12 protein-coding genes are annotated in these 17,282 nt (G+C 39.2%); 9 read left to right on the top strand and 3 right to left on the bottom strand.

What is annotated here, in order from left to right; all coding sequences use genetic code 11:
* Positions 1–11: 11 nt before the first annotated feature.
* Positions 12–2,558: a DNA gyrase subunit A gene (gyrA, locus tag EZL74_RS05475; protein WP_131475590.1), complete on the bottom strand. Its 2,547-nt coding sequence runs from the start codon at positions 2,556–2,558 to the stop codon at positions 12–14.
* A gap of 264 nt (positions 2,559–2,822) precedes the next feature.
* Between gyrA and EZL74_RS05470 the strand changes: the two genes are divergently transcribed.
* The 5 genes from EZL74_RS05470 (at position 2,823) to EZL74_RS05450 (ending at position 8,295) form a co-directional block, all read left to right on the top strand.
* On the top strand, positions 2,823–5,366 hold the full coding sequence (locus tag EZL74_RS05470) for an ATP-dependent Clp protease ATP-binding subunit (RefSeq protein WP_131475589.1): 2,544 nt from the start codon (positions 2,823–2,825) through the stop codon (positions 5,364–5,366).
* An 84-nt stretch (positions 5,367–5,450) separates the two neighbouring features.
* Positions 5,451–6,839, top strand: a complete 1,389-nt coding sequence (rimK, locus tag EZL74_RS05465) for a 30S ribosomal protein S6--L-glutamate ligase (protein ID WP_131475588.1) — start codon at positions 5,451–5,453, stop codon at positions 6,837–6,839.
* A complete protein-coding gene (locus EZL74_RS05460; protein WP_131475587.1) occupies positions 6,823–7,338 on the top strand; it encodes a DUF421 domain-containing protein in 516 nt (171 codons plus the stop codon). The genes rimK and EZL74_RS05460 overlap by 17 nt, the downstream gene beginning before the upstream one ends.
* Positions 7,339–7,341: 3 nt before the next feature.
* Positions 7,342–7,923, top strand: a complete 582-nt coding sequence (locus EZL74_RS05455) for a TMEM175 family protein (RefSeq protein WP_131475586.1) — start codon at positions 7,342–7,344, stop codon at positions 7,921–7,923.
* Positions 7,924–7,926: 3 nt separating this feature from the next.
* On the top strand, positions 7,927–8,295 hold the full coding sequence (locus tag EZL74_RS05450) for a DUF1304 domain-containing protein (protein WP_131475585.1): 369 nt from the start codon (positions 7,927–7,929) through the stop codon (positions 8,293–8,295).
* Positions 8,296–8,300: 5 nt separating this feature from the next.
* On the opposite strand, the gene hutH is transcribed toward EZL74_RS05450, so the two are convergent.
* On the bottom strand, positions 8,301–9,803 hold the full coding sequence (hutH, locus tag EZL74_RS05445) for a histidine ammonia-lyase (RefSeq protein WP_131475584.1): 1,503 nt from the start codon (positions 9,801–9,803) through the stop codon (positions 8,301–8,303).
* Positions 9,804–10,201: 398 nt separating this feature from the next.
* Here hutH and thrA point away from each other — a divergent pair, with 398 nt between their 5' ends.
* From thrA to EZL74_RS05425, 4 genes are read left to right on the top strand one after another with little or no spacing between them, the layout of a single operon-like run.
* Complete coding sequence (gene thrA / locus EZL74_RS05440) at positions 10,202–12,649, top strand: bifunctional aspartate kinase/homoserine dehydrogenase I (RefSeq protein WP_131475583.1); 2,448 nt, start codon at positions 10,202–10,204, stop codon at positions 12,647–12,649.
* An 18-nt stretch (positions 12,650–12,667) separates the two neighbouring features.
* The gene (locus tag EZL74_RS05435) at positions 12,668–13,594 is read left to right on the top strand and encodes a homoserine kinase (RefSeq protein WP_131475582.1); all 927 of its coding nucleotides are present in this window, start codon (positions 12,668–12,670) and stop codon (positions 13,592–13,594) included.
* A gap of 11 nt (positions 13,595–13,605) precedes the next feature.
* The gene (gene thrC / locus EZL74_RS05430) at positions 13,606–14,892 is read left to right on the top strand and encodes a threonine synthase (RefSeq protein ID WP_131475581.1); all 1,287 of its coding nucleotides are present in this window, start codon (positions 13,606–13,608) and stop codon (positions 14,890–14,892) included.
* Positions 14,893–14,921: 29 nt separating this feature from the next.
* Entirely contained in the window at positions 14,922–16,106 is a 1,185-nt protein-coding gene (locus tag EZL74_RS05425; RefSeq protein ID WP_131475580.1) for a hypothetical protein, read from the top strand.
* A 59-nt stretch (positions 16,107–16,165) separates the two neighbouring features.
* Here EZL74_RS05425 and EZL74_RS05420 read toward each other — a convergent pair whose 3' ends face one another.
* A complete protein-coding gene (locus tag EZL74_RS05420) occupies positions 16,166–17,179 on the bottom strand; it encodes a serine hydrolase (RefSeq protein WP_131475579.1) in 1,014 nt (337 codons plus the stop codon).
* Between the last annotated feature and the right edge of the window lie 103 nt (positions 17,180–17,282).

The raw sequence follows: 17,282 nt of genomic DNA, 5'->3' as shown, positions 1-17,282 counted from the left end.
ATTTTAAGTAATTATTCTTGTGTTTCTGAAGCGTCATCAGCAGTTTCAGCCGAATGGTTTTCAGTACCTTCCTCGATTTCTTCTTCTGATTCTTCTTCTTTCATTACTTTGGTCACAGCCGCAATCGAATCATTTCCTTTGATGTTAATCAAACGAACTCCTTGTGTGGCTCTTCCCATTACCCTTAAATCAGAAACTTCCATTCTGATGGTTAATCCTGATTTGTTAATAATCATCAAATCATCCTCATCCGTTACAGCATTAATAGAAATCAGTGCTCCCGTTTTTTCGGTAATATTTAAGGTTTTTACTCCTTTTCCTCCACGGTTGGTGATACGATAAACATCTTCACCGTCTTCATCCACCAACTTGGTTCTTTTTCCGTACCCGTTTTCGGTAACAACTAAAAGTTGTGTATCGTTGATATCTTCTTTTTTAACTGATACCATTCCGATTACTTCGTCTTTATCGTCTGCTAAAGTAATACCGCGAACTCCCGAAGCGGTTCTTCCCATCGGACGCGTTTTTTCTTCTTCAAAACGCACCAATTTACCGGATTTCACAGCAACTAATACTTGGCTTTCCCCATCGGTTAGTTTTGCTTCTAATAGTTCGTCGTCTTCTCTGATGGTAATGGCATTGATACCGTTTTGACGCGGACGAGAATATTGCTCTAACGGAGTTTTTTTAACTTGACCCTGCTTAGTGGCCATGATAACATAATGACTGTTGATGTATTCTTCGTCTTTTAAATCTTGTGTACAGATGAATGCTTTCACTTTATCATCACTTTCTATGTTGATTAAGTTTTGAATAGCGCGTCCTTTGCTGGTTTTGCTTCCTTCCGGAATTTCGTATACACGCATCCAGAAACATTTTCCTTTTTGCGTAAAGAACAATAAATATTGGTGGTTGGTGGCCACAAACAAATGCTCTAAGAAATCCTGATCACGGGTACCGGCACTTTTTTGCCCTACTCCGCCTCTATTTTGAGTTTTGTATTCAGATAAATTAGTTCGTTTGATATAACCCGCGTGAGAAATAGTAATCACCACATTTTCATCGGCTATCAAATCTTCAATACTTACATCACCACCTGAGTATTCAATAGATGAGCGACGGGCGTCACCATATTTATCTCTGATTTCAATCAATTCTTCTTTAATCAACTCCATTCTTAATTCTTTGCTTGCCAATAAATCTTTCAAGCGTTGAATTAATTTCATGATTTCTTCGTATTCGGCTCTTAACTTGTCTTGTTCCAATCCTGTTAATTGACGTAAACGCATTTCAACAATAGCACGAGCCTGAATATCAGACAAATTGAATCTTTCAATTAACTTGGCACGCGCTTCATCACCGTCTTTTGATGCGCGAATCAAAGCAATTACTTCATCAATATTATCCGAAGCGATGATTAACCCTTCTAAAATATGAGCTCTTTCTTCTGCTTTGCGCAATTCAAACTGAGTTCTTCTTACCACAACATCATGTCGGTGTTCTACGAAGTAGTGAATCAAATCTTTCAGATTCAACATTTGCGGTCTTCCGTTTACCAGAGCAATATTGTTTACACTGAAAGAAGACTGCAATTGTGTGTATTTGTATAAGGTATTCAATACCACATTCGGCACGGCATCGCGTTTGAGTTCGTATACGATACGCATACCGCTTCTGTCCGACTCATCACGAATGTTTGAAATCCCTTCAATTCTTTTTTCGTTAATCAAATCCGCTGTTTTCTTAATCATTTCAGCTTTATTGACTTGGTATGGGATTTCGGTAACTACGATGCATTCCTTGCCATTAGATTCTTCAAAAGCTACTTTGGCACGAATAACGACTCTGCCTCTACCGGTTTTAAATGCTTCCCGAACGCCATCCATACCGTAAATGATACCTCCGGTAGGAAAATCAGGTGCTTTGATGTGATTGATTAATTCATCTATTTCAATGTCATTATTATCAATATATGCTAAGGTACCGTCTACCACCTCAGTTAAGTTGTGAGGTGCCATGTTGGTAGCCATACCTACCGCAATACCCGAAGCCCCGTTAATCAATAAATTAGGAATACGGGTTGGCATTACTGTTGGCTCTTGTAAGGTATCGTCGAAATTTAACTGAAAATCAACCGTTTCTTTATCAATATCTGCCATTATGTCTTCTGACATCTTTTTCATCCTGGCTTCGGTATAACGCATCGCAGCGGGGCTGTCACCGTCAACTGAACCAAAGTTCCCTTGTCCGTCTACCAATAAATAACGTAAACTCCATTCTTGTGCCATACGTACCATGGCATCATATACAGAAGAATCTCCGTGCGGGTGATACTTTCCTAAAACTTCTCCAACAATTCTCGCGGATTTTTTGTGTGCCCTGTTAGAAAAAACACCCAAATCATACATTCCGTATAACACTCTTCGGTGTACGGGTTTCAAACCGTCACGCACATCAGGCAGTGCTCTTGAGACAATTACAGACATCGAATAATCGATGTAAGCTGATTTCATTTCATCTTCGATGTTAATCGGAATTAACCTTTCTCCGTCAGACATATTTTATAAATTATTAATAAAAATTAGTTTAAATTCAAAACGTGCTAATATAGACTATTTGAAAAAAATACAAGGGATTTTCATGCACAAATTTCAATGATTTATTAACAAAACAAGGGCTTTTTTTAGTTAATAAATAACCTTTATCGGTACTTTTATTATTGGCTTTTTTTTTGTCAATTAGCTGACAGTACATTTAGCGGGAATGATTTTTGCATTAACGTCCCATTATAACTAAATTTACAATACAAATCACATACTATTATGGATGATAATTTTTCACCAAGAGTCAAAGATGTAATCACTTACAGCAAAGAAGAGGCACTACGATTGGGCCACGACTTTATTGGAACTGAGCATCTGATGCTTGGTATCTTGAGAGATGGAAATGGTAAAGCGATTGCTATTTTAAATAACTTATCTATTGATTTGGAACATTTGCGCAAAAAGGTAGAGGTCCTGAGTCCTGCCAATCCGAATGTAGAGATAAGCAACGAAAAGAAAAATCTGCACCTGACCCGTCAAGCGGAACGCGCTTTAAAAACAACCTTCTTAGAAGCCAAGGTATTTCAGGCCACTTCAATCAGTACAGCCCATTTACTTTTGTGCATATTAAGAAATGAAAACGATCCTACAACCAAACTGCTGCATAGGCTAAAAATAGACTATAATGTGGTCAAAGAACAATATTTAAATATGACACCGAACGAAGAAGATTTTATGGACAATCTGCCACGAAACGAGTCTTATAATGACGATTCAGGTCAAGATGACAGTTTAAAAGAAGGCAGCTTCAACAATCCGGGCAGTAAAACGAACAAGAAATCAAAAACTCCGGTTTTGGATAACTTTGGTCGCGATTTAACCGAATTAGCTGAAGAAGGCAAACTCGACCCGGTAGTGGGACGCGAGAAAGAAATTGAACGTGTTTCTCAAATTTTGAGCCGCAGAAAGAAAAACAATCCGTTACTTATTGGAGAACCGGGTGTGGGTAAATCAGCCATAGCCGAAGGTTTAGCCCTTCGAATCATACAAAAGAAAGTATCGCGTATTCTTTTCAACAAAAGAGTCGTTACCCTTGATTTGGCTTCTTTAGTGGCCGGTACTAAATACCGCGGACAATTTGAGGAGCGTATGAAAGCCGTAATGAATGAACTGGAGAAAAACGATGATATCATACTGTTTATAGACGAGATCCACACGATTGTAGGTGCCGGTGGTGCTACAGGATCTTTGGATGCCTCTAATATGTTTAAACCTGCCTTAGCCCGTGGCGAAATACAATGTATTGGCGCTACAACTTTGGACGAGTACAGACAGTACATAGAAAAAGACGGCGCTTTGGAAAGACGTTTTCAAAAAGTAATTGTAGAACCTACTTCGGTAGAAGAAACCATTACTATTTTGAACAACATCAAAAACAAATACGAAGACCATCATAATGTAATTTACACTCCGGAAGCGATTGAAGCGTGTGTGAAATTAACCAACCGCTACATGTCGGAGCGTTTCCTACCGGACAAAGCAATTGATGCTATGGATGAAGCCGGTTCCCGTGTTCACATTACTAATATTGATGTACCGAAACAAATCCTGGATTTGGAACGCCAACTGGAGGAAGTCCGCGAACTTAAAAATTCTGTAGTTAAAAAACAGAAATATGAAGAAGCGGCTAAATTGCGTGATGATGAAAAACGTCTGGAAAAAGATTTAGCCATAGCTCAAGAACAATGGGAAGAAGAATCTAAAAGTAACCGAATCAGAGTAACCGAAGACAATGTTGCCGATGTAGTTTCGATGATGACCGGAATTCCGGTAAATCGTATTGCTCAAACCGAAAGCAACAAACTGGCTCATTTACCAGAACTGATTAAAGGAAAAGTAATTGGTCAAGATGAAGCCGTACTCAAAATAGCCCGTTCAATTCAACGCAATCGCGCCGGATTGAAAGACCCTAACCGACCTATTGGTTCATTTATATTTTTAGGTCAAACAGGCGTTGGTAAAACACAGTTAGCCAAAGTTTTAGCCAAAGAACTATTTGACTCAGAAGATGCCCTTATCCGCATTGACATGAGCGAATACATGGAGAAATTTGCCATATCAAGATTGATTGGTGCACCTCCGGGTTATGTAGGATATGAAGAAGGCGGTCAATTGACCGAAAAAGTACGCAGAAAACCTTATTGTGTAGTACTGTTAGATGAGATTGAGAAAGCCCACCCTGACGTATTCAATATGATGTTGCAGGTATTAGATGACGGTTATCTGACGGATAGTTTGGGAAGAAAAATCGATTTCAAAAACACCATAATCATCATGACCTCAAATGTAGGTGCTCGTCAGTTGAAAGACTTCGGTCAAGGTGTAGGTTTTGGAACTTCGGCCAAAGTAGCACAAGCAGATGAACATTCAAAAGGTGTAATTGAAAATGCTTTGAAAAAAACTTTTGCTCCTGAATTCTTAAACCGAATTGACGACGTAATTGTATTCAACGCATTAGAAAAACACGATATCGATTTAATCATCGAAATCGAATTGAAAAAACTATATGCCCGTATCGCTGAGTTGGGTTACAAATTGACCCTTACCGATAAAGCAAAAGCGTTTATTGCAGACAAAGGTTTCGACAAACAATTTGGAGCCCGTCCGCTAAAAAGAGCCATTCAGAAATATGTAGAAGATGCTTTAGCTGAAGAAATCATTACTTCTAAAATTGCATCAGGCGACGAAATCCTCATGGATTTAGACGAAACAGCTCAAGAGTTGACCGTAACTATTCAAAAAGCCGAAAAGCCTACAAAATAAGACTGTTTAACCTTTACAAGCCACGAATTGCGAATTATGATTGTTAGTTATATTCGATAATTCGTGGCTTTTTAATTGATATCCATGCCACAAAACAAAATCATATTAGGTTCCGAAGAATGGTGTTCCTTTCCGGAACTCGGTATTCCTGCTATTAAAGCCCGCGTCGATTCGGGGGCCAAAACATCGGCGCTTCATGCCATAAACATTGCTCCTTTTATAAAAGATGGAGAAAACTGGGTTAAATTTGACATCAACCCCATTCAAAACAATTTAAAAACGGTGATTCATTGCGAAGCCAAACTCATTGACAAACGCATTGTTAAAAGCTCGAGCGGTTTCAGAGAACAACGCTATGTTATCAGTGCCAATTTAAAAATTGGTAATGATGCCTGGGAAATTGAGATGACTTTAACCAACAGGGATTCCATGGGATTCCGCATGTTGTTAGGAAGAGAAGCCATGAGCGGCAGAATTTTGGTTGACCCAGAACAAAAATATCTTTTGGGACAAACATCAACAGAAAGTTTGAAAGAATTGTACATCAATTCGGTTCCCAATAAGAGAGGACTTCGCATTGGGGTATTAGCCAGTAATCCTGAACTGTACAGCAACAAAAGAATCATGGAAGCCGGTGAAATGCGCGGGCATGAAATGCATTTTTTGAACATCAAAGAATGTTACATGAAACTGGATGCCGATAAACCCGAAATTCACTACAGAGGAGGAAAAATCCTCGATAATTTTGATGCGATTATTCCCAGAATACGTCCGAGTATCACTTTTTACGGCTGTGCCTTAACGCGCCAGTTTGAAGCCATGAAGGTATACTGTCTCAATTCGGCAGCAGCCATAACCCAATCCAGAGATAAGCTTTTTTCGCTTCAGTTATTACTGCATCACGGGGTCGATATTCCAACTACCGGCTTCGCCAATTCTCCTTTGGATACTGATGACTTGATAAAAATGGTGGGCGGATCTCCTCTGATTGTAAAACTCTTGGAAGGAACCCAAGGTAAAGGTGTTGTTTTGGCCGAAACCAAAAAAGCGGCTGAATCGGTAATCAATGCGTTCAAAAGTTTGAATGCTAATATTTTGGTACAAGAATTCATCAAAGAAGCGAATGGTAAAGATTTACGCCTATTTGTAGTTGACGGCAAAGTGGTAGCCGCCATTCAGCGTGAAGCAGCTGCAGGTGAATTCAGAGCCAACATCCACATGGGAGGAACGGCTTCTATCATCAAGCCTACCGCCGAAGAAAAGAAAATTGCCATTAAAGCAGCCAAAGCCATGGACTTGAAAGTGGCCGGTGTTGACATTATTCGTTCGTCTAAAGGTCCTTTATTACTTGAGGTGAATTCATCGCCCGGACTCGAAGGCATCGAAGGTGCTACCAACAAAGACATAGCCGGAGAAATGATTAAAGCCATCGAAAAGAATTTTAAAATAAAAGAAAGTGAATCCGTATCTTGACATTGTCATCCGCAGTGTGGCGGTATATGTCTTCATGGTGATAGCCTTGCGCATTTTTGGCAAAAAGGAACTGTCACAACTCAATACCGCCGATGTAATCCTGATTTTGCTCATCAGTAACTCGGTGCAAAATGCCATGGTAGGAACTAATTCTTCTCTTTTAGGAGGCATTACGGCTGCCATAGCACTGTTTATCATCAATATGATTTTCAAAAAAATAATGCTCAATTCCAAATTTATTAAAGATTTGGTGCAGGACAAGCCCGAGATTTTAGTACACAACGGTAAAATTTACTTTAAATCTCTTGCAAAATTAGGAATCACTTCAGAAGAACTTCAGGAAGCCATGCGCGAGCACGGAGTTGAATTTTACAAAGATGTAAAATTGGCCATGTTCGAAATTGACGGCAGCATCAGCATCATTTCGGGTAATGACCATTTGAAACAAACGCATCACAAACGAAAAATTCATAAAACATTAGGAACCCTAAACAACTAGGTTATGAATAAAAACAGACTTGAAGCTTTTAGCGACGGCGTGCTGGCCATCATCATTACCATTATGGTACTCGAATTAAAAGTACCCGAAGGCATGGACTTTAATTCGTTGAAACCACTGCTTCCTAAGTTTCTGAGTTATCTGTTGAGTTTTATTTATGTTGGTATTTATTGGAATAACCACCATCATATGTTGCATACCGTTAAACATGTAAACGGCAAAATCCTTTGGGCCAATTTGCATTTGCTGTTTTGGCTATCCCTCATTCCGTTTACCACTGCCTGGATTGGTGACAATCATTTTGCTCCTTTCCCGATGATGATGTACGGAATTGTGCTGCTGATGAACGGAGTAGCCTATTTCGTTTTACAGCGATTGATACTGACACAGCAAGGAGCCAATTCTATTTTAAAAAAAGCCATTGGTACCGATTTTAAAGGCAAGTCCTCTCCCATCCTTTACATCATAGCCGTAGTATTTGCCAATTATTATCCGATAGTATCCGGACTCATCTATATTTTTGTGGCACTAATGTGGCTGATACCGGACAAACGCATTGAAAAGATTTTCAACGAAAATGACTAAATTATGAATCTGTTATCCCAACTTATTATCGGATTTATTGCAGTACTGCATCTTTACATTCTTTGGCTAGAAATGTTTGCCTGGACAACCCGAGGAAGAAAAGTTTTTAAACACATTCCTGAGGAACAGTTTGAAAAAACTAAAATCATAATGGCAAATCAAGGATTATACAATGGTTTTCTGGCTACCGGATTAATTTGGTCGCTCTATATAAGCGACACAGATTGGAGTAGTAACATTGCCATATTTTTCCTGACCTGTGTTCTGATAGCCGGAATTTATGGTGCAATGACCGCTTCCAAACGAATATTTTTAATACAGGCCGTGCCTGCAATTTTAGGATTGCTGAGTTTTTTGTTGGATTTGAATTAAAAACACTACTCCTCCAAATCAATCATAAAACTGTTTAAGAAAGCCACCGAATTGACAATGTCATAATGAAGAATTCTGTCTTCCTTAACCAGCGGCACTTCTTCGCGGTAAGATTTTAAAAACATTTCTATAAACGGACTTGATTTTAAGGGTGCTCTGAATGATATTGCCTGCGAAGCATTCATCAGTTCTATGGCCAAAATACGCTCCAGATTTTCCATGATGCGCAATGTTTTGGTAGCAGCATTCGCTCCCATACTCACATGATCTTCCTGTCCGTTTGAAGAAACAATACTGTCTACACTGGCCGGAGTAGCCAATTGTTTGTTTTGACTGGCAATACCCGCAGCTGTATATTGCGGTATCATAAAGCCCGAATTTAAGCCCGGATTGTCAACCAAGAAAGCCGGTAATCCTCTCAATCCTGAAATTAGTTGATAGGTTCTTCTTTCGGATATACTGCCCAATTCAGACAAAGCTATGCCTAAAAAATCGAGTGCTAAAGCCAAAGGCTGTCCGTGAAAATTGCCTCCGGATATAATGATGTCTTCATTGATGAATACATTGGGATTATCGGTAACCGAATTAATTTCAGTTTTAAAGACTTTTTTCACATACTCAATAGTATCTTTAGAAGCACCATGTACCTGCGGGATACAACGGAAAGAATACGGATCTTGAACGTGAGCTTTGGGTTGCGCAATAATTTCACTGTTTTCAAGCAAATCCATCATGCGCTTGGCGGTAACAATTTGTCCTTTGTGAGGCCTTACATAATGTATTAATTCATTAAAAGGCTCTATACGCCCGTCAAACCCTTCCAACGAAATAGCGCCAATTACATCAGCCAAATAAGAAAATTTCATGGCTTTCAACAACACATAACAACCATAAGCACTCATAAACTGTGTGCCGTTCAATAAAGCCAATCCTTCTTTTGATTGCAATACAATGGGCTTCCACCCCATCTTTTCCAACACCTTTTTAGCCGGTTGACGAAAACCATCGCAGTATACTTCGCCTTCGCCTAACAAAGGCAACGACAAATGCGCTAGCGGTGCCAAGTCACCACTGGCTCCTAACGAACCTTGTGTGTAAATTACCGGCAGGATATCGTGATTGTAAAAATCAACTAAACGCTCCACCGTTTGTAACTGAACCCCTGAGTGACCGTAACTTAAAGACTGGATTTTCAGCAACAGCATGATTTTTACAATTTCAGCCGGAACTTCCTCTCCTGTACCACAAGCATGTGATTTTACGAGGTTTTCCTGAAGTTGCGAAAGGTTTTCATTGGATATCTTCACATTGCATAAAGACCCGAAACCGGTATTGATTCCATAAATAGGTGTTTCATTCGAAGCCATTTTTTTATCCAAATACTCGCGGCATTTTTGAATGTTTAACTGAGCTTCTTCTGAAAGTGAAAGTGTTTTATGTTGGGCAATGATTTCCTGTAAGGTCTCTAAAGTCAATACTTCCGTACTGATATAATGTGTATTTTCCATTTTGGCAGGTGATTTAAGGCCCAAAATTCCGTAAACAATTGGTAAAAAACAATAAAAACAACTACTATTTTATTGTTGAATCATTAAAAAAAACTGACTTCTGCTACTAATGTCTTTAAAAACAAATACTGAATACGTTAAAATTGATATATTTTCAAAAATTTACCAATTTCTTTTTTAATTATTAAAAAGTTTTATATTTGAAAATCATGATGTGTAGTTTTTTAACAAATAATAATACTTCGTCAACCAACTCTTTGGCTGCCATTTCTGCTACAACCACATCAACAACTACCACCCCGTTTGGGGTTTAATCATTACATATAATCCGCTTTAGGCACTTTCGGAACGAAAGAAAGAAAAACGATGACTTTATATTTCTATAAAAACACAAAACAATGATAGTATTAAAATTTGGCGGAACTTCGGTAGCCAATGCCCACAATATCTCCAAAGCAATTGACATTGTAACCCAAAAAAGCAAGGAAAACAAACTGGCTGTAGTGGTTTCTGCTTTCAGTGGTGTTACTGATTTACTCATTTTGGCCGGTAAAACTGCTGCTGCCAAAGACAGAAACTACAAAGAAATCATCAATCAGATTGATAAAAAACACAAGGAAGCCATTGACGAACTGATACCGTTAAGCGAACAAAGCGATATCATCAACACTATCAACAGCGACATCAATCTCCTGAAAACCTTACTGGACGGTTGCTACCTGCTTGGGGAACTTTCCAGCCGAACCGCCGATATGATAGCCGGTTTTGGCGAATTGCTGTCGTCTCAGATTATTGCTTTGGCTCTGAAACAAAAAGTAAGTAATACCGGCTTTAAAGACAGTAGAGAAGTCATTAAAACCAATTCTAATTTCGGAAAAGCCAGTGTCGATTTTACAACTACCAACCAACTGATTGCTGATTATTTTAAAAACAACACTCATCAGGTAGTTTTATTTCCCGGATTTATAGCTTCTTCTCCTGACGGCAACACCACAACTCTGGGACGTGGCGGTTCTGATTATACTGCTGCTATACTGGCCGCAGCGGTCAAAGCTTCGGTTTTGGAAATCTGGACTGATGTCAACGGCATGTTCACCGCCAACCCGAAAATTGTAAAACAGGCAAGACCTATAGAAACCATTTCGTATCAGGAAGCCATGGAATTGTCACATTTTGGTGCCAAAGTGCTCTATCCGCCTACCATCCAGCCGGTACTTAAAGACCGTATTCCAATTTTTATCAAAAACACTTTTGAACCCGAAGCCTTCGGAACCTTGATTTCAGATCATCCCGCCGAGGGTAGCAATCCCATCAAAGGAATTACACACATAGACCATATTGCTTTACTCACCTTGGAAGGCTCCGGTATGATTGGTGTAGCGGGTTCCTCAAAACGATTATTTGAAGTACTGTCTAATGAAAATATAAATGTCATCTTTATTACTCAGGCTTCCTCAGAGCATTCAATTTGCATAGGTATACTCACCGCCGACGCAGATAAAGCGAAAATTGCCATCGACAAAACATTTGAAACAGAAATTACCCAAAATCGCGTAGATCCCTGCATAGTCGAAAAAGATCTTTGCATTGTAGCCCTGGTAGGCGAAAGCATGAAAAACCATCAAGGTATTAGTGGCAAAATGTTCAGTACATTGGGTAAAAACAATGTCAACATCAGAGCCATAGCGCAAGGAGCTTCCGAAAGAAACATCTCGGTAGTAATCAACGAAAAAGACGTTAAAAAAGCCCTGAATACTTTACACGAACGCTTTTTTGAAGACAACACCAAGCAGTTGAATTTATTTGTAATAGGCGTCGGTAATGTAGGCGAAAAGTTTATCGCCCAAATACAGCAACAAAAGAAATTCCTGAAAGAACACCTTAAAATCAATCTCCGTGTAATTGCTCTGGCCAATTCCCGCAAAATGGTTTTTGATGAAGACGGAATCGCACTCAACGACTGGAAAGATAAAATAGACCAAGGCGAAAAAGCCAATGTGACCGATTTCATCAAACGGGTAATTGCCCTTAATTTACGCAACAGCATCTTTGTTGATATTACTGCCAATTATAACATTGCCAACATTTACGACCAATTCCTGTCGCAAAACGTGGCCGTGGTAACTTGTAACAAAATCGCCTGTTCTTCGGAATACAGCCATTATAAAAACCTCAAAAACTTATCCCGAAAATACAACGCTCCGTTTCTTTTTGAAACTAACGTAGGCGCCGGACTACCTATTATTGACACATTGAAGCACCTGATTGCTTCAGGAGATAAAATCAACCGAATCAATGCAGTATTGTCCGGAAGTTTGAACTTTATTTTCAATAATTTCAGCGAGACCTACAGCTTTCATGATGTAGTAAAAGAAGCCGGTGTTCAGGGATTTACAGAACCTGACCCGAAAATTGATTTAAGCGGAGTAGATGTAGCACGCAAAATACTAATCCTGATTCGCGAAAGCGGTTATGAGATGGAAATGGAAGACATTATCAACAACTCTTTCCTACCCAAAGAATGTATGGAAACAACCAATAATAAGGACTTCTTTGAGTCATTAATCAAACATGCCGATCACTTTGACAGCTTGTTGGCCGAAGCTAAATCCAAAAACAGCCGTCTGAAATTTGTGGCTTCTTTTGAAAACGGCAAAGCCAGTGTAGGTCTGCAGTTCATTCCTGCCGACAGTCCGTTTTACAATTTAGAAGGAAAAGACAACATTGTTCAGTTTTACACCGATCGTTATGTAGAACAACCTTTGTTAATCAAAGGAGCCGGTGCCGGTGCCGCTGTGACGGCCTCAGGTATTTTTGCCGATGTAATCCGAATTGGAAATGTTTAAACACAACAACTAACAGAAATGAACGAAATAAAAGTATTCTGCCCGGCCACCATTGCCAACCTCAATTGCGGATTCGACGTAATGGGTTTATGTCTCGAAGGTATTGGGGACGAAATGATTTTTCGCAAAGTACCCGAAAAAGGCATCAGAATAACCGAAATTACCGGAGCTGACCTGCCTTATGAAACCGATAAAAACGTAGCCGGAGTTGCAGCTTTAGCCCTGATAAAGTCAGCAAATCCCGATTTTGGTTTTGAAATCGAAATTCACAAAAAAATCAAAGCCGGCAGCGGTATCGGAAGTTCTTCGGCCAGTGCAGCCGGAGCTGTTTACGGAATCAACGAGCTGCTGGGCAGGCCATTTTCAAAACATGAGCTGGTAGCATTTGCCATGAAAGGAGAAGTCATTGCCAGCGGGTCGGAACATGCCGATAATGTCGCACCCTGTCTTTTGGGCGGCTTCACCTTGGTTCGAGGTTATAACCCTTTGGATGTCATTAAAATTGAAAGTCCAAGTGAAATTTACGCCGTGGTGCTGCATCCACACATCGAAGTCAAAACAGCCGATTCCAGAGCCGTATTACCTTCCAGTATTCCTTTAAAAACAGCTATCACACAATGGGGGAATTTAGGCGGATTAATAGCCGGCTTATATAGTAAAGATTATGAACTCATAGGCCGATCATTACAAGATGTGGTTGCTGAACCTTTTCGCAAATCTTTGATTCCTAATTTTGATTTGGTAAAAAACAGTGCCCTCGACAATGGTGCATTGGGCGCAGGTATATCCGGCGCAGGACCTTCTGTTTTTGCGTTATGTAAAGGACAAAGCTCAGCTGAAAGAGTGGCTTACGCCATGAGCAGTAGTTATCTTGATACCGGAATTCCTTTCGATATTCATCTATCTAAAGTTAATGATGAAGGAACTAAAACTATTGACTATTAAACAACAACCTCATGAAATACTATAGTTTAAATCACGCCTCTCCTAAAGTTGGTTTTCAGGAAGCTGTCGTGCTGGGCCTGGCCCCTGACAGAGGATTGTATTTTCCGGAAAGCATCACGCCGCTTCCTGCTTCTTTTTTTGATAATATCGAAAAACTTTCACATGAAGCAATTGCTTTTGAAGCCATCAAACAATTTGTGGGTGATGAAATTCCGGAAACGGAACTCAAACGCATTATAGCCGAAACTTTGTGTTTTGATTTTCCGTGCGTGCCGGTGGAAGACAATGTTTACGCATTAGAGCTATTCCACGGACCAACGATGGCTTTCAAGGATGTGGGTGCCCGATTCATGTCGAGATGTCTGGGCTATTTCAACCGAAACAGCGATAAAAAAGTCACCGTTTTAGTAGCTACTTCAGGTGATACCGGAGGAGCTGTTGCCAGTGGTTTTTTAGACGTGAAAGGCGTTGATGTAGTTATATTATATCCTTCAGGTAAAGTTAGTGAAATACAAGAACGCCAACTTACTACATTAGGAAAAAATATTAAAGCATTACAAGTAAACGGTGTATTTGATGATTGTCAGGACATGGTCAAAAAAGCTTTTTTAGACGACAGCCTGAAACATAAAAATCTCACATCGGCCAACTCCATCAACATTGCTCGTTGGTTGCCGCAAATGTTTTACATTTTCTTTGCTTACCAACAACTGAAAAAACTCAACAAACCACTTATCTTATCTTGTCCCAGCGGTAACTTTGGAAATATTTGTGCGGGTATCATGGCTAAACGTTTGGGACTCCCAATCGCACATTTTGTAGCTTCAACCAATGCCAACGATACTGTTCCGCGCTTTTTAGAACACGGAACATACGAACCCAAACCCTCTGTGGTAACTATTTCAAACGCTATGGATGTTGGAAATCCAAGTAATTTTATTCGCATTCAGGAGTTGTACCACAACAATTTGAATGAATTTGAGCAGGACTTTTCCTCCTTCAGTTTTACTGATACCGAGACTCAAACAGCTATGAAAGACATTTATCAACGAACCCAATACATAGCAGAACCACACGGTGCTGTCGGATATCTGGGATTGAGGAAAGAACTGCAAAAACATCCTGACAGCATTGGCGTCTTCCTGGAAACCGCACATCCTATCAAGTTTTCAGACATTGTAGAACCCTTATTAAATGTAAAGTTACCCATTCCGCAACAAATTGAAAGTGTGTTGCATAAAGACAAGATAAGCACTAAGATTAAAACCTACGAGGAGTTAAAGAAATTTTTAGCTTGATTTTTTTACATTTGTTGAAAATCAAATCCATGAAAAAAACTACTCTACTCCTTTCCTTTTTTTTGATAATTACAGCCTGTGGTGTCAAACAAACCCGAGAACTGGTAACCTCGGGCGACTATGACGCTGCGATTCGCAACTCGGTTGAAGGACTACAAGGCAATAAAAACGCCAAAAGCAAACAGGACTACGTTTATCTGTTAGAAGAAGCTTTCGCCAAAGCCAAAGAACGTGATACACGCGACATTCAATCGTGGTTTAAAGATGCAAATCCGCGAAATTTAGAAAAGATATACAACACCTATGTTCAACTCAACTATCGCCAGGAACAAATTCGACCATTGCTTCCTCTGAGACTGTTAAAAGAGGGCCGTGATGCTAAGTTCCCTTTTGAAGATTATACCGATGAAATTGTAAGTAGTAAGAACGCTTTGTGCAAATATTTGTATGATAACTCAAAAGCTTTGTTGGTTACTAAAGATAAAATGACCATTCGCAGAGCTTATGACGATTTGATGTATTTAGAAAGCATCAACCCCGGATTCAAAGACACCTCAAAGCTTATTGAAGAGGCCCGCAGTAAAGGAACTGATTATGTAAATGTATACACCAAGAACGAAACCAACATGGCTATCCCCGTTCGTTTGGAAAATGATTTATTAGACTTCAGCACTTACGGACTGAATGACAAATGGACGGTATATCACAGTAATCGCGTAAAAGGAATTGATTATGATTATGGTTTGATTGTTACATTTCGCGACATCAAAATTTCGCCCGAACAACAAAAAGAAAAACAATTTGAAAAAGAAAAGCAAATCAAAGACGGTGTAAAAAACCTGCTCGACTCCAAAGGCAATGTGGTTAAAGACAGTTTAGGTAACCCTATCAAAGTTGATAATATGAAAACCATCCGTATCAGTATTTTTGAATTTTCTCAACTAAAATCCTGTCAAGTAACCGCTAAAGTTGACTACATTAACTTCAAAAATAATCAACTCCTCGAAACCTTTCCATTGAGCAGTGAATTTGTCTTCTCAAATATTTTTGCCACTTACAAAGGTGATAAGAGAGCTTGTGAAGACACTTATTACAGTAATTTTGACCGAAAAGCAGTACCGTTTCCTGCCAATGAACAAATGATATATGATGCCGGAAACGATTTAAAAAATAAACTCAAAGATCTCATTGCTCAACACAAATTCAGAAAATAAAACATTAAGTCCACAAGAGCTTATAAAAAAACCCCGAAGAAATTTCGGGGTTCGTTATTTTAATTTGAATTGACAGTGGCATCATCATAAACAGCTCTTGAAATTTCACCTATCAAATTAGAGAGCTTTTTCATGTCTTTTCCTTTAGTCATAATCGTCAGCAGGTAACCGCCTCCGTTATCCAGATATACTACTGCTGATTCGTGCAGTTGTTTTTCTACTTGGTCACCCGATTCTCCAAACTTGTGAGCAATCTTAGTACCTGCCGGAATCCCTTTTACAATCCCTTCTTTAAAGTCACATTCGCTCAAAAGTTCGGCTGCAAATTCAGAATTTTTGATGGTCAAATAACCGGCATTGAAAATAACACGCATAAAAAGTGAATAATCACTGGCTGTAAACTGGTATTTATCGGCATAAATATTAGGAATTTCAACACCTACATCCGAAAACAGTTTCTGCAATATCTTGTTATCCATGTTGTTTTCCAGCAAAATAGTGGCTGCATTATCCGAATATTTGATCATGTAATTCAACAATTCTCGAATAGTGTAGGTCTGCCCTAACTGTATGGTTTTAGAGGCGTAAGCAATGTTTTTGCCGGTTTCCACCTTGTTTTTATACACAACCGGCATGTTTAAAAAACCCGGATGTTCTTCTTCCATTTTTAAAATGGTAATCAGTACCGGAACTTTGAACAGTGACCCCGGATCATATTTATCATTCGGATTGATTACCGTCCATTTACCGTTTACACGCAGGTAAACAGAAGCAGTGTTGACCTCGCTGGTTTGTTTATACTTTTCAATAATTTCAGTTAGCTTAATCTTGGTACCCGTCAGTTCATCCGACTCGCAGTTTTCATCAACCCATAAAATAGGCTTTACAAATTTCAAACCTGAAATTCGTTTAATATTGTATTCGCAATTCCTTTTGACCGAATTGATGGCTACAGTAGTAGTGTCTTTACGGCTTATCCAGGCATAAATTCCGGCAGAAGCCATTAAAGAAATCACAACTGAAAAGATAGCTACATGGAAAAGAGAAAATTTCCGGGAAGCAAATAATGTCATTTGTTTAGTTTAGTTTTTTGGTTTTGTTAAAAAGTTCCGACAAAACTAAATAACTTCAACATTCAGTCGACATCAAAAATGTTACAATTTTCTTAAAAATTTG

The organism is Flavobacterium silvisoli (genome assembly GCF_004329815.1).
Taxonomy (GTDB): domain Bacteria; phylum Bacteroidota; class Bacteroidia; order Flavobacteriales; family Flavobacteriaceae; genus Flavobacterium; species Flavobacterium silvisoli.
This window is presented reverse-complemented; position numbering and strand designations above follow the sequence as displayed.